The sequence below is a fragment of the Type-A symbiont of Plautia stali genome, from assembly GCF_059731155.1.
Genome location: NZ_AP035891.1, coordinates 81622 through 98940, shown reverse-complemented (window position 1 = coordinate 98940; position 17319 = coordinate 81622). Strand labels below are relative to the sequence as shown.

At 57.5% G+C, this 17319-nt stretch carries 16 protein-coding genes and 8 pseudogenes; 14 read left to right on the top strand and 10 right to left on the bottom strand.

The features are described from left to right. Positions 1-98 precede the first annotated feature (98 nt). Positions 99-590: pseudogene (locus AC6I8M_RS00570) on the bottom strand (methyl-accepting chemotaxis protein); the annotation flags it as partial. 168 nt (positions 591-758) lie between these two features. Between AC6I8M_RS00570 and corA the strand changes: the two are divergent. Further along, complete coding sequence (gene corA / locus AC6I8M_RS00565) at positions 759-1727, top strand: magnesium/cobalt transporter CorA (RefSeq protein WP_498013844.1); 969 nt, start codon at positions 759-761, stop codon at positions 1725-1727. Positions 1728-1806: 79 nt separating this feature from the next. Here the strand turns inward: corA and AC6I8M_RS00560 are convergent, their stop codons facing one another. Then, positions 1807-2541, bottom strand: coding sequence for an SDR family oxidoreductase (locus AC6I8M_RS00560; RefSeq protein WP_010618170.1), 735 nt, complete (start codon positions 2539-2541; stop codon positions 1807-1809). 160 nt (positions 2542-2701) lie between these two features. Here AC6I8M_RS00560 and AC6I8M_RS00555 point away from each other — a divergent pair. Then, positions 2702-3635 (top strand): annotated as a pseudogene (locus AC6I8M_RS00555) (AraC family transcriptional regulator). A 1-nt stretch (position 3636) separates the two neighbouring features. Here the strand turns inward: AC6I8M_RS00555 and AC6I8M_RS00550 are convergent. From AC6I8M_RS00550 to AC6I8M_RS00540, 3 genes and pseudogenes are all read right to left on the bottom strand, one after another. Further along, complete coding sequence (locus AC6I8M_RS00550; RefSeq protein WP_318285020.1) at positions 3637-3768, bottom strand: hypothetical protein; 132 nt, start codon at positions 3766-3768, stop codon at positions 3637-3639. A gap of 29 nt (positions 3769-3797) precedes the next feature. Then, positions 3798-3929 (bottom strand): hypothetical protein, encoded by a 132-nt coding sequence (locus AC6I8M_RS00545; RefSeq protein WP_318285019.1) that lies wholly within the window; start codon positions 3927-3929, stop codon positions 3798-3800. Between the two features lie 194 nt (positions 3930-4123). After that, positions 4124-4826, bottom strand: a pseudogene (locus AC6I8M_RS00540) (SDR family oxidoreductase). A gap of 104 nt (positions 4827-4930) precedes the next feature. On the opposite strand from AC6I8M_RS00540, the gene AC6I8M_RS00535 reads away from it, so the two are divergent. The 8 genes and pseudogenes from AC6I8M_RS00535 to AC6I8M_RS00500 all read left to right on the top strand — a co-directional run bounded on the left by AC6I8M_RS00535 (position 4931) and on the right by AC6I8M_RS00500 (position 9995). After that, complete coding sequence (locus AC6I8M_RS00535; protein ID WP_010618165.1) at positions 4931-5821, top strand: LysR substrate-binding domain-containing protein; 891 nt, start codon at positions 4931-4933, stop codon at positions 5819-5821. 271 nt (positions 5822-6092) lie between these two features. Further along, positions 6093-6563: pseudogene (locus AC6I8M_RS00530) on the top strand (M20 metallopeptidase family protein); the annotation flags it as partial. 16 nt (positions 6564-6579) lie between these two features. Beyond that, the gene (locus AC6I8M_RS00525) at positions 6580-7224 is read left to right on the top strand and encodes a transporter substrate-binding domain-containing protein (protein ID WP_010618162.1); all 645 of its coding nucleotides are present in this window, start codon (positions 6580-6582) and stop codon (positions 7222-7224) included. A gap of 9 nt (positions 7225-7233) precedes the next feature. After that, complete coding sequence (locus AC6I8M_RS00520) at positions 7234-7365, top strand: transporter substrate-binding domain-containing protein (protein WP_498013843.1); 132 nt, start codon at positions 7234-7236, stop codon at positions 7363-7365. A 12-nt stretch (positions 7366-7377) separates the two neighbouring features. Next, positions 7378-8096: pseudogene (locus AC6I8M_RS00515) on the top strand (ABC transporter permease). A 9-nt stretch (positions 8097-8105) separates the two neighbouring features. Further along, positions 8106-8787 (top strand): annotated as a pseudogene (locus tag AC6I8M_RS00510) (ABC transporter permease). Next, positions 8787-9395, top strand: a complete 609-nt coding sequence (locus AC6I8M_RS00505; RefSeq protein WP_058948668.1) for an ATP-binding cassette domain-containing protein — start codon at positions 8787-8789, stop codon at positions 9393-9395. Before AC6I8M_RS00510 ends, AC6I8M_RS00505 begins: the two are co-directional and overlap by 1 nt. A 210-nt stretch (positions 9396-9605) precedes the next feature. Then, positions 9606-9995, top strand: a complete 390-nt coding sequence (locus AC6I8M_RS00500; protein WP_010616681.1) for a response regulator transcription factor — start codon at positions 9606-9608, stop codon at positions 9993-9995. Here AC6I8M_RS00500 and AC6I8M_RS00495 read toward each other — a convergent pair. Together AC6I8M_RS00495 and AC6I8M_RS00490 are read right to left on the bottom strand one after the other, a co-directional pair. Then, positions 9992-10210 (bottom strand): annotated as a pseudogene (locus AC6I8M_RS00495) (sulfate ABC transporter permease); the annotation flags it as partial. The gene AC6I8M_RS00500 and the pseudogene AC6I8M_RS00495 sit on opposite strands and share 4 nt — an antisense overlap. A 104-nt stretch (positions 10211-10314) precedes the next feature. Beyond that, entirely contained in the window at positions 10315-11235 is a 921-nt protein-coding gene (locus AC6I8M_RS00490; RefSeq protein ID WP_010616679.1) for an extracellular solute-binding protein, read from the bottom strand. 308 nt (positions 11236-11543) lie between these two features. On the opposite strand from AC6I8M_RS00490, the gene AC6I8M_RS00485 reads away from it, so the two are divergent. Both AC6I8M_RS00485 and AC6I8M_RS00480 read left to right on the top strand, forming a co-directional pair. After that, positions 11544-11804: a hypothetical protein gene (locus AC6I8M_RS00485; RefSeq protein WP_498013618.1), complete on the top strand. Its 261-nt coding sequence runs from the start codon at positions 11544-11546 to the stop codon at positions 11802-11804. Positions 11805-11979: 175 nt separating this feature from the next. Next, positions 11980-12915 (top strand): annotated as a pseudogene (locus AC6I8M_RS00480) (NAD(P)-dependent alcohol dehydrogenase). A gap of 80 nt (positions 12916-12995) precedes the next feature. Here AC6I8M_RS00480 and AC6I8M_RS00475 read toward each other — a convergent pair. Together AC6I8M_RS00475 and AC6I8M_RS00470 are read right to left on the bottom strand one after the other, a co-directional pair. Further along, positions 12996-14735 (bottom strand): DUF2534 family protein, encoded by a 1740-nt coding sequence (locus AC6I8M_RS00475; protein ID WP_498013617.1) that lies wholly within the window; start codon positions 14733-14735, stop codon positions 12996-12998. Positions 14736-14800: 65 nt separating this feature from the next. Further along, positions 14801-15217 (bottom strand): DUF2946 domain-containing protein, encoded by a 417-nt coding sequence (locus AC6I8M_RS00470; protein ID WP_022548345.1) that lies wholly within the window; start codon positions 15215-15217, stop codon positions 14801-14803. Positions 15218-15508: 291 nt separating this feature from the next. Between AC6I8M_RS00470 and AC6I8M_RS00465 the strand changes: the two genes are divergently transcribed. Both AC6I8M_RS00465 and AC6I8M_RS00460 read left to right on the top strand, forming a co-directional pair. Beyond that, positions 15509-15730, top strand: a complete 222-nt coding sequence (locus AC6I8M_RS00465; protein ID WP_022548344.1) for a type II toxin-antitoxin system prevent-host-death family antitoxin — start codon at positions 15509-15511, stop codon at positions 15728-15730. Next, positions 15727-16104 carry a type II toxin-antitoxin system death-on-curing family toxin gene (locus AC6I8M_RS00460; protein WP_022548343.1) on the top strand — a complete coding sequence of 126 codons (378 nt, stop codon included), beginning with the start codon at positions 15727-15729 and terminating at the stop codon, positions 16102-16104. The genes AC6I8M_RS00465 and AC6I8M_RS00460 overlap by 4 nt, the downstream gene beginning before the upstream one ends. Before the next feature lie 6 nt (positions 16105-16110). Here the strand turns inward: AC6I8M_RS00460 and glsB are convergent, their stop codons facing one another. After that, the gene (gene glsB, locus AC6I8M_RS00455; RefSeq protein ID WP_058948667.1) at positions 16111-17034 is read right to left on the bottom strand and encodes a glutaminase B; all 924 of its coding nucleotides are present in this window, start codon (positions 17032-17034) and stop codon (positions 16111-16113) included. Positions 17035-17319: the final 285 nt, after the last annotated feature.

Sequence of the window (17319 nt, the reverse complement as noted above, 5' to 3'; positions counted from 1 at the left end):
GGAGTTGCCGTGATGACAACAAGTGATGCGAAAAACAAACCGCGCGGGGCTGACAAGAGCGGGCATCGCGCCCGCTCTCTCTGTCAGTGAAAATCCGCTTACTGCACTACGAAACGTGCGACCGAGCCTTCCAGTGTCGACGCCTGATCGCGCAGTGCGCTGGCGGCGGCCGATGATTCCTGCACCAGCGCGGCGTTCTGCTGCGTTACGCTGTCCATCTGAACGATAGCGACGCCGACCTGCGAAATCCCGCGATTCTGCTCATCGGATGCCTGCGCGATTTCGGCGAGGATGCTGGTTACGTTGCCGACGGAATGCACAATTTCATCCATGGTTTTACCGGCCTGACCCACCAGCTGTGAACCACTGCTGATACGCGCGACCGATTCGCCAATCAGGGTTTCGATCTCTTTGGCCGCCTGAGCGCTGCGCTGCGCCAGACTGCGCACCTCGCTGGCGACCACGGCAAAGCCGCGTCCCTGCTCACCGGCGCGTGCCGCTTCTACTGCTGCGTTTAACGCCAGGATGTTGGTCTGGAAAGCAATGCTGTTAATGACGGTGGTGATTTCGGCAATTTTGCCCGAGCTGGCGCGCCATTGATACTCGTAATCATCGGTGCGGCTGTGATGACGGCGCTGCTGCGCTATTTTGGCGTGCCGTAAGCGGCGGAGAGATGGCGAGCGCAAAGATGACGGCGCACTGGCACCTGCTTTGCAGCTATGATTAGGGATAGTGAGTACAACAAGGACAACGCGAAAATGGTGATTAACTGCGTGGTGTATCGCCACGGCAAACGCGAAGAGCATGTCGAAGTCGATCAAATCAGCGAAGTGCTGAAAGAGGAAAAATCGTTCGTCTGGCTTGGCCTGTATCAACCCGATCCGGCGTTCATGCAAACGCTGCAGGAGGAGTTTAGTCTGCATGAGCTGGCAATTGAGGATGCGCTGGTGGCGCATCAGCGGCCCAAGATTGAGCAGTACGGTGAATCGGTATTTATCGTGGTGAAAACCGCACACATGGAAGAGCGCCAGCGCATCAGCTTTGGCGAAACCCACTTTTTCCTCGGCAAAAATTTTCTGATTACCGTGCGTCACGGTTCGGTTGAGGGCTATAAAGCGATCCGCGCCAAAGCCGAGAAAAATCATGCCATGCTGTGCCAGGGACCCGGCTATGCGCTCTACTGCATTCTCGATTTTATCGTCGACAACTACAGCAAAATCACCGAATCGCTGAGTGAACGTATTGCTGACCTAGAAGACGGCATGTTCACGACCCGCTTTGACAGCGTCACGCTGGAGAATGTTTACCATTTGCGGCGGCAACTGCTGTCGTTGCGCAATGCGGCGATGCCGGTCACAGAGATCTGCCCGCAGCTGGTGCGCTTCCATGAAGATATCATTCCGAAAAATCTGCGCGCCTATCTGCGCGACGTGCAGGATCACGCGCACCACGTAATGATTGATACCGAAGATATGCGCGAAACGCTGGCCAGCGCCATGCAGGTGAATCTGGCGCTGGTCTCGGTTCAGCAGAGTGAGGTGAATAAAAAGCTGGCCGGCTGGGGGGCAATCCTGATTCTGCCGACCATCATCTTCAGTATGTACGGTATGAACTTCTCAGACATGCCAGAGCTGCACAGCCACTTTGGCTATCCGGCGGCGCTGGCGGTCACGCTGGTGATCTGTTTCGTTATGTGGTGGCGGCTGAAAAAAGCGGGCTGGCTGTAACCGTGATGGCCTGCGCGCGCTGTCACCAGACGCGCAGGCTAGGGCGATTTCAGCCTGAAATCGCCATGCCCAATCCGCCTTAATGTGCGCTGGCAGTAGGGCGCACCGTGATCTCATTGACATCAACTTCGCCTGGCTGATTAATGGCCCAGCTCACCGCCTGCGCAATGGCTTCGGGTTTTAACGCAATCTGCCGATAGCTCTGCATGGCCACGCGAGCGGTCTCGTCAGTGATGGTGTCCGCCAGTTCCGATTCCACCACGCCGGGATTAATTACCGTCACACGCAGCTGGCGCGATTCCTGACGCAGGCCATCCGAAATGGCGCGAACGGCGAATTTTGTGGCGCAGTATACTGCTGCCGTCGGCGATACCGCCAGCGCACCAATCGAGGCGATATTGATGATATGGCTGCTTTGCAGCGATTCCATGACCGGCAGCACGGCAGCGATGCCGTACAGTACGCCACGCACGTTGACGTCGAGCATACGGTCCCATTCATTCACCTTCAGCGAACTGAGCGGCGACAGCGGCATAACGCCGGCATTGTTGATCATCACATCAACCCGACCATATTTATCGCGGGTAAAATCGGCCAACTGCTGCGTATCGGCACGCTGCGTCACGTCGGTGGCCAGATAATCCAGTTGCGCGCCGCTGGCACGCAGTTCATCACACAGTATTGCCAGCCGATCGGTACGGCGCGCGCCCAGCACCAGTTTATGCCCCTGACTGGCCAGCAGACGCGCTATCGCTTCGCCGATGCCGCTGCTGGCGCCGGTCAGAATAATCACTTTCGCATTGGAATGAGACATGGTGGTTTCCTCGTGTTGGTTGACGAGGCTATTGTGGAAAACGCGGGCTAAAGCGAACAGACCGGATTGTGGCGCATCATTGCCTGATTCTCTCGTCACTGTTGTGTGCAGGGAAGAAACCTGGCTATGCTTTGCCTGAACCTCTCACCGGAAACCCGTTATGTCGCAATCCGTACAACAGCAGACCTGCGCGCTGCTGCGCCAGCTGGCACCGCAGGAAGGTTACACCGCTTCACTGCTCGACAGCGTGCGCTTTATGCGTGCCGACCGGCAGTGGGCGCGCACGCCGGTTCTTTATGAGCCGAGCATCATCATTATCTGTCAGGGCTCGAAGCGGGCGTTTCTTGCCGACAAAATGTATCGCTACGACGCGCAGCACTATCTGGTGTTGTCGGTGCCGCTGCCGTTCTCCGCTGAGACTGAAGCGACCTCGGCCGAACCGTTGCTGGGACTGGCTATCCGTCTGGATGCGGCCACGCTGGCGCGACTGGTGACGCAGGTCGCAGCGGCAGACATTCCGCTGGCGGAAACACCGGCCAGCATTATTTCGACGCCGGTAAATGAGACGCTGGCGGACAGCACGCTGCGCCTGTTGCAGGCGCTGAGCGATCCGCTGGAAGCGCAGGTTTTAGGCCCGGCACGGGTGGAAGAGATTTGCTTTCGTGTGCTGCTGGGTGAGCAGGGCGGTGCGGTGCGCGCAGCGCTGACCTATCAGGGGCATTTTGGCCGCATCGCGCGAGCGTTTGCAGCGCATTCATGCTGACTGGCAGCAACCGCTGGATGTGCCGCATCTGGCCAGCGAAGCGGGCATGAGCGTTCCGCGCTTCCATCTGCATTTCAAAAGCGTCACGCAGACCTCGCCGATTCAGTATCTTAAGTCGCTGCGGCTGCATCAGGCGCGTTTGATGATGATCCGCGATAATCTCACCGCCGCCGGTGCCGCCGCACGCGTCGGTTATGAAAGTGATTCACAGTTTAACCGGGAGTTTAAGCGGATGTTTGGTCGCACCCCGGCTGACGAGGCACGGATGATGAAACGCGCATTTGCACTGCTGCCGCCGGAACAGTTATCCGCGCGGCTACAGGCACATTAGGTCAGTACGCAATGACGGTTGCCGCCACCACGCCAATCCAGAACAGCAGGCTGGCAGCCAGTGCCAGCTGGCACAGTAACCGGCGGGAAAAACTCAGCAGCGCACTGAGGCGCGGCGATAACATTAATACCATAATCATCCCTAACAACAGCCAGCAACTAATCAGCGCTGCCCCATCACGGCAACCACCAGCAGAATCCAGAAAAATGCACAGCCCGTCAGTAGAAAACGCCAGACAAGATGGCGTTCGGGAGTCAGCAGCGTGTTCAGACGCATACGGAGAAGCAGTGGCATAGCGACCTCAAATCAGAAAGTTTTACAGGGAATATCCGGCAGCTGAGAACAGAAAATTCTGTCAGCGAATAAGAACATTCTGACGTGTTGTAAGGCCGCGAAACGACAAGACCAGTCTTGAAAACTCATCAGCAGGTGCGGTAGCCACAGCGGACATCAGGTGCCGCTGTGGCCATCAGGCACAGCAAAGCCGATTACACGCTGCGCGTGACGCCGCCGTCCACGCGTATATTCTGCCCGGTGATATATGCCGCGCCGGGCGAAGCAAGAAATGCAATGTCAGCCGCCACTTCTGCTGCAGTGCCGTAGCGCTGCATGGGCACGCTTTCGCGCCGTTCATCCGTTTTCGGCAGGCTATCAATCCAGCCTGGCTGGACGTTGTTGATACGAATATTCTCAGCTGCGTAGGTGTCGGCAAAAATTTTACGGAAAGAAGCCAGACCAGCACGGAATACGGCCGAGGTCGGGAACAATTCGGTGGGTTCAAACGTCCATGCCGATGAGATATTAATGATACTGGCCACCCTGCTGCTGCATAATCGGCGTGACCAGACGTACAGCGCGCACCACGTTGAGGAAGTAGGTTTCCATTCCCTGCTGCCACGCGTCATCACTTAATTCGAGGATCGGCGCGCGCGGACCGTGACCGGCACTGTTAACCAGCACGTCGATACGTCCCCAGCGCGCCAGAGTGGCATCAATCAGTTGCTGCAAATCGTCTACTGACTGATTCGAACCAGTAATGCCGAGCCCGCCCAGACGATTCGCCAGCGCCTCGCCTTTACCGGATGAGGAAAGAATCGCGACCCTGAAACCCTCGCTGGCCAGTTTCTCCGCTGCCGCCGCGCCCATACCGCTGCCACCCGCGACAATCACCGCAAATTTTTCTACTGTCATGTGAATAACCTCATAAAATAAAAAGCCTGTCATGCCAGTATAATGGCCGGGAGATACAGCAGAGAGTCAGCTCAGCTGGCAATTGACGATAGGAAAACTACAGGATGAATCAGGGCTTTCAGGCATTACCGTCGCTGAATGCGCTACGGGTATTTGAAGCCGTGACGCGGCACCTTAATTTTCGCCTCGCCGCTGAAGAGCTCGGCGTGACGCAGGGTGCGGTTGCGCAGCATATTCGCGGTCTGGAGGCCAGCCTGGGCCTGAAACTGTTCGATCGGTTGCCGCGTTCGCTGGCGCTGACCGCTGCCGGTGCGGGCTATGCGGTGCACATTCGACAGGCGTTTGAGCTGATTGATGAGGCCACGCGCACGCTGCGCCCGGAGCCGGATCGCCTAGCGCTGAGCGTAACGCCGACCTTTGCCAGCCGCTGGATGCTGCCGCGTTTACCGGCATTTACCGCGGCCTGGCCGGATATCGATCTGCGCGTACTGGCCTCTGAACGGCTGGTGCAGTTCCACCATGAAGGCGTCGACCTAGCGGTGCGCTATGGCCGACCGCCGTTTGGTAGCGGCCTGGAGGCCACGCTGCTCTTCAGTCAGACGGTGCTGGCGGTGGTTAGCCCGGCGCTGCTGGCACAAAACGGTGATGCAGCGCAGCCAGAAAATTGCCTGCGTTATCCGCTGCTGCATGATGGCCACCACCTGTGGCCGGCGTTTATGTTCCCCGGCCAGTCGCTGCAGCATCAGCATCATCTGCGCTTCAACCAAACGGCGCTGGCGCTGGAGGCGGCGCTGAGTGGTCAGGGTATCGCACTGACCAGCCCGCATTTTGTGCAGAACGATCTGGCCAGCGGTCGGCTGGTTCCCGCCTGGCATCGTGAGATGCCCGTTGATACCGGCTGGTATCTGGTGGCTCCGCGTCGCCCGCGTGAGCAGGCAACAGTGAGCGCGGTTCTTGCGTGGCTACTCAGTCAGGTGGACCAGAGCAAAGATTGATGGCTGAGCAAAGCGATGCTTTTATGTTCAATAACAAAATCAGTAAAACTGATGTTCGCCTCCGAATTATGAATGTTATAACTGACTGAGCATGCATTTTATAAGGTTTATCCTGCACAGGCAGGGTTTTAGAAAAATATCACGCAAATTCAGCAATTAAGGTAAGGAATTGTGCGTTAAAATCGACTGAGGGCTGTGAATAAATAAAACGCTGAATTTCATAAAAATGCCATAACGGCCAGGCGACAGCCTGCATAACCGTATTACCACCATGACCGATCATAAAATTCTTTTAGCCAAGGATATCAGCGCCAGAAGTGAAAGCATGCAGGCGCACCTCATCGCCATCCGGCGCGATATTAACGCACATCCGGAGCTCGGTTTCGACACCGTCCGCACCGCAGCCATTGTGGAACAGGAGTTGCTGCGCCTGGGGCTGACGCCGCAAACCGGCGTGGGCCGCACCGGCGTGATGGTGGACATTACCGGCGCGCAGCCCGGCAAGACCGTGCTGCTGCGCGCCGATATGGATGCGCTGCCGATTCATGAGCAGACCGACCTGCCGTTTAGCAGCATCTGGCCGGGTAAAATGCATGCCTGCGGCCACGATATCCATACTGCCACGCTGCTCGGCGTCGCGGCAATTCTGGCGGACCTGCGCAGCCAGCTGCACGGCACGTTGCGGCTGATTTTTCAGCCGGCGGAAGAGACGCCGGAAAGCGGCGCGCAAGCAATGATTGCTGCTTGCTGCTGCCGCTGTGGTTCAGGCAAAAGATTTCGGCACGTTAAAATTCGCCACCGAAGCGGCCTATCCGCCGTTTAACCAGTCCACGCCGAGCGGCAAAATTGTCGGCTACGAGCCCGATATGGTGGCCGAACTGGCGAAACGCGCGGGGTTCAAATATGAAATCGTCGCGCAGAAATGGTCAGGACTGATCCCCGGCCTCGCTGATGGCAAATATGATGCGGTGGTCGATGCCGTCACCGTGACGCCAAAACGTGAAGAAGTGGTGGATTTTACCCATCAGTACACCGTGAGCGTTTCGGGCTTCGTCACGCTGAAGGGCAGCGCAGTGGATACCCTGCCGGGCAACGGTGAAGTGGTACAGGCTACCGATGAAGCCGGTATGAACAAAGCCATCGACGCGCTGAAGGCGAAGTTCAAAGGCAAAACCATTGCGGTGCAGGTCGCTACTATTCAGGCCGATTTCCTCAACAAATACCTCGGTGATGTCGCGACTATCCGTACCTATCAGGCCGGCCCGGAAACCTTCGCCGATCAGCTCAACGGCCGGGTTGATGCGGTCATGGCATCGCGCACCAACCTCAATGCTTATGTGAAAAAACACGCGGATACGGTAAACAGCACCGGTTATGGCTTTGTTGGCGGTGTGCTGGGCTAGGGCTCGGCGATTGCCATTCGTAAAAACAATCCGGAGCTGAAAGCCGCGCTGGATCAGGCGCTGGTGTCGATGATCAAAGACGGCACGCTGAAGCAACTGTCAGAGAAATGGTTCGGCGAGAACGTCGCGCCTGCGGAATAATGCTGAGCGCTTATGACTATTGACTGGCAACTGTTAGATTTTGGTGACGAAGGCTGGGGCGGCGTGCTGCTGGACGCCGTCACGGTAACGGTCTCGCTGTGTGCGTGGCTGCTGGGCGCGATGCTCGGCAGCCTGCTGTGCTGGATGCAGATTAGTGGCGGCCGCTGGTAGCAGCGCCTTGCCAGCAGTTACATCACGCTGTTTCGCGGCGTGCCGGAGCTACTGGTGATCTACCTGTTCTACTTTGGTGGCAGGCCGGTGGTGGGGTTTATCGGTGAAGCTATCGGCCTGCAGGGACCGTTTGACGTTAACGGCTTCGTTGCTGGCGCGATCGCTATCGGACTGATTTCCGGCGCTTATCAGAGCAGCGTATTTCGCGGCGCGTTTTCCGCGATTCCCGCCGGCACGCTGGAAGCCGCTACGGTCACCGGTATGGGGCGTTTTATGCTGTTCCGCCGCATGATTGTGCCGCAGGCGCTGCGCACCGCACCGCGCTGCCGGGCATGGGTAATCAGTGGCAATCGGTGATTAAGGAGTCGGCGCTGGTATCGGTGACCGGGCTGGTGGAAACCATGAACCAGATTTCCACCGCGTCAAATTCCACCCAGATGCCGTTTTTCTTCTACAGCGTAGGCGCGGTAATTTACCTGATTATCACCACCTGTTCAGATTTCTTGTTCCGCTATGTGGAAAAAGTGGCCATACGCGGGCAACAACGCGCGCGGTTGTAAGGAGCCACGATGGATTTCACCTTTTTACAGCACACGCTGGCGGCGCTGCTGCGCGGACTGCCGCTGACGCTCAACCTAGCGGTATTGTCACTGCTGGGCGGCGGGTTACTGGCGCTGCTGCTGAATCTGCTGCGTCAGCATCGCCTCGGCAGCTACGTTACGCGTTTTTATGTCTGGCTGTTCCGCGGTACGCCGCTGCTGATTCAAATCTTCATGATTTACTATGGCCTCGGCAGCCTGCCGGCGGTGCGCGAAAGCGTGCTGTGGCCGCTGCTGCGTGAGCCCTACTGGTGCGGGTTAATTGCGCTGATTCTGAACGACGCTGCCTACACCGCTGAGATCCTGCGCGGCGGACTGAATGCGGTTAGCGTGCAGTCACTGGAAGCGGCGAAAGTGTGCGGCATGTCGCGCTTCACCACGCTGCGGCACATCACGCTGCCGCTGGCGGTGCGACAGGCGCTGCCGGCCTACAGCAATGAGATCATCTCGATGATCAAATCCACGTCGCTGGTAAGCACTATCAGCCTGATGGAGATGACCGGCATCGCCGACTCCATCGTGTCAGAAACCTTCCGCGCTGGAGGTATTTATCAGCGCGGCGATTATCTATCTGCTGCGGACCGTGCTGGTGAGCAAAGCGGTGGCGCTGCTGGAGCGCCGTTTGTCCCCTTATCAAGCTGGAGCACGTTAATGAACAAACCCACTATTGCCCTGAGCCATCTCAGAAAAAGTTATAGCGGGCATGAAGTGCTGCATGACATCAGCCTGACGGCGCAGGATGGCGACGTTATTTCGCTGATCGGCGCCAGTGGTTCCGGTAAAAGTACGCTGTTGCGCTGCATCCCGTTTCTTGAAGTGCCACAGGCCGGTGAGATTGCCGTGGGCGATGAAGTGGTCACCCTCGATAACGCGGACGAAAAGCTGAGCCGTGAACAGCGCCGCCGCATCAAGCTGATGCGCATGCAGCTCGGTTTTGTGTTTCAGGGCTTCAATCTGTGGCCGCACAAAACCGTGCTGCAGAACATTATTGAGGCGCCGATCCATGTGCAAAAGCGCAGTCATCAGGAGGCCGTTGCTGAGGGCGAAGTGCTGCGCGTCATCCGCAGCCTAGCGGAAGAGGGGCGCACCATGATTATCGTCACCCACGAAATGGGGTTTGCGCGCGATGTATCAAACAAAGCGGTGTTTCTGCATCAGGGCAAAATCGAAGAGTCCGGATCGCCGCAGCAGGTGTTAAGCGAACCGATCTCGGCGCGCTGTCGCGCTTTTGTCAGCAGCCACCTGCAGCGCAACAGCTAACCAGATTTGTGCCAATGGTGTTCTAAGCCAAATTATGGAAAAATCGCACTCCCTCAACGGAGGGCTTTTTTATCGGCGCAGGGAAGGTGCACGTTGTCGCGCACTTCACGTCCATCGATAACCAGCTACCGTCAGGTCTGGCTGTTGTTGCGTCACCGCGCGACAGAGAGGGCCGAAATTTTCCTCATTTTTCTACAGGCGGAGTACGCAATGGGCGCGAAAGTGTGGTTAGTGGATGATGATGTATTCGTGCGCGAGTCGCTGGGATTTCTGCTGCGAACCGTGGACTACGAGGTCGCCGACTTTGCCGACCTGGCATCGTTCGAAACCGCCGCCGCCGGTCAGCAATCCGTATGCGGCTGTCTGCTGCTTGACATGCGACATCTAGAGAGCAGCGGCCTGAGCTGGCTGGCCCGGCAGGGTGCACGCCATCCGCTGCTGCCGGTGATCATCATGACCGGGCACGACACGCTGGAGGCCTGCCGGCGCTTGTTTGCTCAGGGCGCCTTTGCCTTTTTCACCCGGCCGCTGGAGATTGAACTGCTGCTGGAGACGGTCCAGCTGGCGATGCGTGAGAGTGAGCAGCGCGCCAGCCTCTAATGCCGCGCCGTGTTGCCGGAAAGCGCGCGCCGGGAAGTCAGCGCACACAGCAGCGGCACCGGCAGGGTAAACAGCAGTAACAGCCACAACAGTACATACACCGCATCCACTCCATCGTTTTGCAGATTGTTGTACAACTGCGCCGGCATTCCGTGGGGAAACCAGGCGAAAATCATCACAATGCCGAATTCGCCCATCACCCGCACCCACGCCAGCCGCAGGTGTTGCCAGTGTGTGACACCCGTCAGGGTGACAAACGGCACGGCCAGCAGCACCAGGGCGGGCAGCGATAGCCACAGCGCGGTAGCATGGCGGACTGTCATGGGGTATAAAGCCCATCGCCCTTCGGTGCGGCGTAGCCATGCTGTTTAAACAGCGCCTGTCCTGACTGACTCAGCATGAAATCTACAAAGGCTTTGCCAGCGGCAGTACCGTGCGGCACGTTCCTGAGCACCGCCGCGTAATAGACCAGCGGCTGGGTGTGCAGCACTTTATCTTTACCCTGGCTGTCTTTGACACTAAAACCGACTGTGTCGTACCACTTTGTCGCCATCGCCGGATTGCTGAGGTTGATTTCATCGGGCAGCGCAATGTAAGGCAGATGGGCAGAGATCACTTCGCTTTCATAGCCTGCAGTCGCATCCACCTGACCGCTCTCGAGCCGCGTCAGCAAGCCACCTTCCAGATGGGTTTGCGCTGGATTCTGGTAACCGCCGAGAATGTTGTCAGTGATGCCGGGCTGCCGGTAATACTTCTGCGCCAGTAGCAGGGTGAAAATAATGTTCTGGCCTTTTGGATCGTTTACCGGATCGGTCCGGCCAAATTTCAGACCCGGCGCTGCCAGCAGCTGAAGCCAGCGACCATCGTTGCCTTTGGCTGCGGCAAACTGCGGCGCAAACGGCCCTTTTGGGTTGTAGGCGATCACCATGCTGGTGCTGGCTACCGGTACTGCGCTGTCGATCAGCCCGGCGTCTTTCAGGATCTGCATCGGTCCGGGAGTAATAGACACGAACACGTCAGCGGTGATTTTTTTGCTCGCCAGCAGGCGCGCCATGCCGTAAGCCCCTTGGCCCTGACCTTCATACTTACCGTCATGCTGTTGTGCAAATGCCGGGCCCAGTGCCTGTTCCATCACTTTTCCCATCGAACCGGCATAAGTCACGCGGATATCCAGGGCGGCCTGCGCCTGTAAACTCAATCCGCCGGCGGCAGTCAGTAACAGTAGGGTAAGCGTCTTCACGCGGAGATTCCTTTTCGCTAATAAATGAGTAGATAGCGATTATCTGAATTCTCCGTTTTAGCGCAAGGTAAAATCTGTTGCGAAATCCTGCGGTCGCGCGCCAGCGCCGGGTTTTAATGCCATTTCAACGCGCGCTGAGAGAAAAAAATTCATTTACCGATCCGCGAGCTACCGCAAACGCAGGCGGCCAGCCGTCTGCTGGTTAAATAAGCGGCTATAGTTATCCCAGTTGGATTATTTTGCGTGCCGCTGGGCGTGCACCTTTTCCTCATTTGCCTGGAGCCCGTTACTACGTCACGAGGTTTAACGTGTTTGCCGATCTTTCCTGGAAAATCATTCATCAGGTCATCAACCAAACCATCGCTGAGATGGTCGATGAACAGCAAACGCTGGACGTGCTAAGCCTGCGCAGGCGCTTAAGGGAAATGGCGGAGAACGAAACCAACGAGGAGATGGTGCTGTGTTACTGGCAGGCCAGCAAAGTGCTGACGCGTTTGCCGCCCACCGTCACCGCCAGCCAGCTGATTGAAGAGGCGCGCCACGCTTTCCGCAGTCCGCCAGCCAGCTGATTGAAGAGGCGCGCCACGCTTTCCGCAGTCCGCCCAGTCACGATTCGCTTTAACGCGAAATGCTTTTCGTTCCCCGTAGCGCTTAACAGGCCCTAATTGGCTGAAATTTAATCATAATCATGCAATACGCTCTGCTAGACTTCCTGGGTTAACAACGCTGAAACAGAGGACAGTAATGAAAATCAAAAGTTATGCTGTATACAACGCCGGTGATGCGCTGGTACCGTACGAGTACGAAACCGGTCCGCTGGCGGCGGAAGAAGTGCTCGTTGAGGTCGATTACTGCGGTGTGTGCCATTCTAATTTGTCGATGATTGATAACGAGTGGGGCATTTCCTCTTATCCGGTAATTGCCGGTCACGAAGTGATTGGTCGCATCAGCGCCCTCGGCGATGCGGCGCAGGATAAAGGTTTGAAGGTCGGCCAGCGCGTGGGTATCGGCTGGACCGCGAAAAGCTGCCAGCACTGTGATGCCTGCATCAACGGCGAGCAGGTCAACTGTGAGAACGGTTCAGTACCCACCATCATGAACAAAGGCGGTTTCGCCAGCTATCTGCACGCCGACTGGCAGTAGGTAATTCCGCTGCCTGAATCCATGGACATCACCTCTGCCGGTCCGCTGCTGTGCGGGGGGATGACCGTGTTTAAACCGCTGCTGATGCACCATGTAACGGCTACCAGCCGCGTGGGCGTCATCGGTATTGGCGGCCTCGGCCACATGGCGATCAAGCTGCTGCGCGCCATGGGTGCCGAAGTCACGGCGTTCAGCTCGAATGCCAGCAAAACCGAATCCATCAAAGCCATGGGCGCCGATCGCGTCGTCAACAGCCGCGATCGCCAGGCGCTGGCTCCGCACGGTAAGTTCCACACCGTGGGCGCGGTGATGAAGCCGTTTGAGGTGCCGGCGTTCAGCCTGATTCTGGGCGATCGCGCGGTAACGGGTTCTTCTACCTGTTCACCGGGCCAGCTGCGTAAACTGATGCGTCTGGCGTCACGCGCCGATGTGGCACCGCAGGTGGAAGAGTTCCCGATGTCAAAAATCAATGAAGCGCTGGATCACGTACGCGCCGGTAAAGCCAATTACGGCGTGGTGCTGAAGGCCGATTTCTGAGTCGGAATTTGAGGCGGATAATACGCTGACACTGGTCAGGCAAAACGGCGGATAGGGAATTATCCGCCGTTTTTTACGCCTTATCCCTGCGAATCATCCTTTTCGCCGAGGAAAAAATACCACAGCGGAATCGACATCAGCGCGGTGAACACCGTGGTGTAAAGCGCGATCATAAAGCCCTGCGTCAGATACATGGTTAGCGTCCAGTGGCTGAACGGGATACCGTATTGATCGATCACGCCGCCGATAATAGCATTACTCATCACCGTACCGACAATCAGCGCCAGAATAAACAGCCCACGCAGGTAGTAACGCATCTCCTTGCGTTTCACCATGAAGCGCGCTCGCACGATACCGAGCGGCGACTGCTGCGCGGCGAGGATTTCCGCTTCGCTCATCGGCGCCCGCTGTTGTCTGCGCCAGCGCAGTACGTCCACCAGCACGAAGGCCAGCAGGCTGACGCCCATCACCGGCAGGGCATAATCGAGCGCCAGCGCCAGCATCAGGCAGACACCTTTGGCATAGTGCGGCAGCGCCAGCCAGCTTGCGCTCAGGGTTTGCGCCGGGCTGGCCTGATCCAGAGCCGGGCGGCGCAGCCACCACATGCGATAACCCAGCACAATCATGCTGCACAAACCCAGGCCAAACAGCGCCAGCAGCAGCTGATTAGGCCAGCCAAACAGCACGCCCATGTGCGCATCGACGCCCCAGCGCGTCAGTTTTGCCACCAGCGGGAAGCGATCAAACCAGACGTGATCGACAATCGCGAAGCTGTGTGGATTCACGGACACCGCATCCACCTGCGTGGGCCAGCTGCGATCAATCTCACTAACCGTCCAGGCTTTACCCTCGCTTTTCGGCTGGCGCAGCTCGACTTTAGCCGCGCGGATGCCATCCTGACGCGCCGCCGCCAGCACGCGATCCCAGTCGTCGTCGGCGGCATTTGCCGGCAGTGACTTCGCCGGCTGCGCCGCCGGTTTCGCCATCGACGACATCTGCATGCTGGTCATGTCCATGTCCGGCATACTGCGGTGATCGGCGTGGGGATCGGCCGGCGCGGCGGGGGCATCACCGCTGAGCGCAGTATTCACCTGTGGCGTCAGCCAGTTAAGTTCGGTGCGCATCTTATCGATATTGCTACCTGCCCATTGTGACCAGGTGAGGCCGGTAACGGAGAAGAACAGCAGCCCGAGCAGCAGCGTCAGCCCTAGCGTGATGTGCCAGTGCCGGGTAAAGGCAAACCCCTTTCGTACGGTTTTCAGCCGGCGTTTTGGCCGCGTGCCCAGCCACAGCAGCACGCCGCCCAGCGCGGCCACCCACAGCCAGCTCGCCGCCAGTTCGCTGTAGTTGCGACCAAAGTCGCCGAGTAACAGACTGCTGTGCAGCAGATCGAGCGTGGTGCGCAGCGGCAACACGCCACTGGTGCCGTATACCGTCATATCGCCGGTCACTTTGAGGCTGTAGGGATCGATAAACACCGCGCGCGACTGCGACGGACCGAGTGTGGCATCGCTGAACTGTACGCGCGTGGTATCGCGCGCGGCGGGCGCGGGTCGAACCGCATAAATGTGCTGATTTTCTCCCGCATAGGCGCGTGCCGCGGCGATCTGCGCCGAGAGCGGTTGCGCATTGCCCTGCGGCTGCGCGGTGAGCGCATCGGCGTAGATCAGATTTTCCAGCTGCGGCGTCAGCACATAGAGCGTGCCGCTGAGCGCCGCCACGAAGATGAACGGCGCGACAAACAGGCCAATATAAAAATGTAAGCGGCGTAGCAGATTAAGCACCGCGCCGCGCGGTGCTGCAGAGTGAACAGCAGACAAAGCCGTCTTCCTTCCGATAAGAGAATGTCAGGGCACAGCCCAGGCGTTGTGCCGATTAATGAGATTCAGCAGGAAAGAAAAGCCGGTGGCGCGCGCGGACGATGTGTTCCGCTGAAGCGGCGCGGCCGGGGTGCCACCAGCAGCGGCAGCGGTGGGGCGCGCGAGATCACCAGCATCAGCCAGATGAACGGGATAAACACCCACATCATCAGCGGAACATGCACCAGCAAATCACAATAGCCGCAGGCAAATTCGCCGTCGTCCATGTTGTGATGCATCATGCCCGGCATCGCCATCTCCATCGGCATATCGTGATGGTGCATTGGCATGGCAGATGTATGGCTATGCGACGGCACGGGGGCAATGCGCGTTTGCCGCTCCAGCAGCGTTTTCGACACAATCGGCGCGACGAACAGTAGCAGCACTGCCACAATGGCGACGCAGGCGGTCAGGCGCTGGCGAAAGTGATAGGAAAACGTCATGGCAAATACTGAGTGCTTCAACAAATGAGGCAAAAGTGTAACGCGATTGCCGCACAAGGGTTAATAAAAGTGAGGCTGGTAGCGACAAAATTCGCACCTTTTGAAAAGGGTCACTTAACGTGGTGCGTTTGTTAACTTAATTGCAACCTGATGAGTACATTAGAGAAACACTCTAAGCTGTACAGCGAGATCTGGCTGCCAGCAACGATGTGCTACAATCAACGGTGTTTTCTGTTGTTGTTGCAACGGTGTGGAACCTGTACTATTGACCTGTACAAGTCGGAGGCCGTTATGAATAAATTCACCTATACCAGCGCGCGTGAGCATTTTTCTCAGGTGCTTGACCAGGCTATTGCGGGCGAAGCCGTGGAAATCACACGTCGCAGCGGCGATTCTGCCGTCGTCATTAGCAAAGCGCATTTCGATGCTTATCGTAAAGCTGCGCTTGATGCAGAGTTTGCCGAACTGATCGGGGAGTTTGATGCCTCAAATCAGGCGCTGGCCGATAGATGAATCATGTTTCAGCCGATGAAGTCATTGCCCTTCACGATTATGTGTTGAGACGTTATGCCGGTGTTACGGGAATGCAGGATCCGGGCCGTGCGGAAGCCATCGTTACCCGAGTCATTAATCGGCAGTTTTATGAAGGTGTGCAGGATGTATACGAGCTCGCTGTAACCTATTGGGTTGCTATTTCTCGTGGTCACATTTTTGCTGACGCTAATAAACGGACTTCTCTCAACGTCACCATGCTGTTTCTGAAGCGCAACGGTGTAAAGGTGCATGATCGGCCAGAGTTAGTTGAGCTGACCGTTATGGCTACCACAGGTGAAGCGGGCATTGACGATCCTGCCCGCGCATTACGCTCATTCTTTAGCGCTCACTAACCCGCATCAAAATATCGATCGCCCCAGCCGCTCCGTGATTTTTTCCAGCATGGCGGTGCCGGCCAGCGAGTTACCGGAATGATCCAGCGCCGGTGACCAGACGGCAATACTCATCTCACCGGGAATCACTGCGACAATTCCGCCGCCTACGCCGGATTTAGCCGGCATGCCCACGCGCCAGGCAAACTCACCGGCGCCGTCGTACATGCCGCTGGTCATCATCAATGCGTTAACCTGCCGCGCCTGGCGTGCAGAGATCACCGCCCACTCATCATTCAGCGTGCGGCCGTGATTGGCTAGATAGAGAAACGTGCGCGCCAGTTCGCTGCAGCTCATCGCCAGCGAGCAGTAGTGAAAGTAGGTTTCCATTACTTTACTGACGTCGTTATGAAAGTTGCCAAACGACTTCATCAGCCAGGCAATGGCGGCGTTACGCGCCGAGTGCTCATATTCTGAACGCGCGACCGCACGGTCATACTGAATGTCCGGCTGCTGTGCCAGACGACGCACAAACTCCAGCATGCGCTGACGCGGCGCGGTGAGCCGGCTTTCCAGCAAATCGCACATCACCAGCGCGCCGGCATTAATGAATGGATTGCGCGGCTTTCCCTGTTCCAGTTCAAGCTGCACCAGCGAATTGAATGCCTGGCCGGATGGCTCTTTGCCCACGCGCTGCCAGATCTCGGCGTCCTCGTACAGCGTCAGCGCGACGCTAAGCGACAGGACTTTGGAGATGGACTGGATTGAAAAGCGCGTGCCCGCATCGCCGGCCTGATAGCTGCGTCCATCGGCGGTGGCAATGGCGATGCCCAGTTGATCGGCATCCACGCCGGCCAGCGCCGGGATATAATCTGCCACTTTGCCCTGACGGGTGAGGGGGCGTACGTCCGTGACAATCTCTTCAAGCAAAGCATTACTGAGTTCCGACACCTTCTGGCTCCGGGGTGACTAATCCTGGCGCGATCATGGTGATTTGTCGTCGGCGCGTCAATCCACCGCGCAAAATTCTGTGAGCGTGCTGCAGCAAGCCTGCACCGCATTGCGGATTTTCTGACCGGTTTGTTGCGCCCGATCGCAACCCAGCCTGGCGCCCACGCCACATCGCGCGGCCTGAGGTAAAATTATGTTGCGAATGATTGAGTTACCGATCAGGCAATTTTGGTTATGCTAAGCCCAAACTCTTTCCGGCGCAGCCGATGCGCTCAACTGTTGTAA

Coding starts and splice junctions, on each gene's coding strand:
- corA (WP_498013844.1), top strand. CDS start 759: ATGGTGATTAACTGCGTGGTGTATCGCCACGGCAAACGCGAAGAGCAT.
- AC6I8M_RS00560 (WP_010618170.1), bottom strand. CDS start 2,541: ATGTCTCATTCCAATGCGAAAGTGATTATTCTGACCGGCGCCAGCAGC.
- AC6I8M_RS00550 (WP_318285020.1), bottom strand. CDS start 3,768: ATGGTATTAATGTTATCGCCGCGCCTCAGTGCGCTGCTGAGTTTTTCC.
- AC6I8M_RS00545 (WP_318285019.1), bottom strand. CDS start 3,929: ATGCCACTGCTTCTCCGTATGCGTCTGAACACGCTGCTGACTCCCGAA.
- AC6I8M_RS00535 (WP_010618165.1), top strand. CDS start 4,931: ATGAATCAGGGCTTTCAGGCATTACCGTCGCTGAATGCGCTACGGGTA.
- AC6I8M_RS00505 (WP_058948668.1), top strand. CDS start 8,787: ATGAACAAACCCACTATTGCCCTGAGCCATCTCAGAAAAAGTTATAGC.
- AC6I8M_RS00500 (WP_010616681.1), top strand. CDS start 9,606: ATGGGCGCGAAAGTGTGGTTAGTGGATGATGATGTATTCGTGCGCGAG.
- AC6I8M_RS00470 (WP_022548345.1), bottom strand. CDS start 15,217: ATGACGTTTTCCTATCACTTTCGCCAGCGCCTGACCGCCTGCGTCGCC.
- AC6I8M_RS00465 (WP_022548344.1), top strand. CDS start 15,509: ATGAATAAATTCACCTATACCAGCGCGCGTGAGCATTTTTCTCAGGTG.
- AC6I8M_RS00460 (WP_022548343.1), top strand. CDS start 15,727: ATGAATCATGTTTCAGCCGATGAAGTCATTGCCCTTCACGATTATGTG.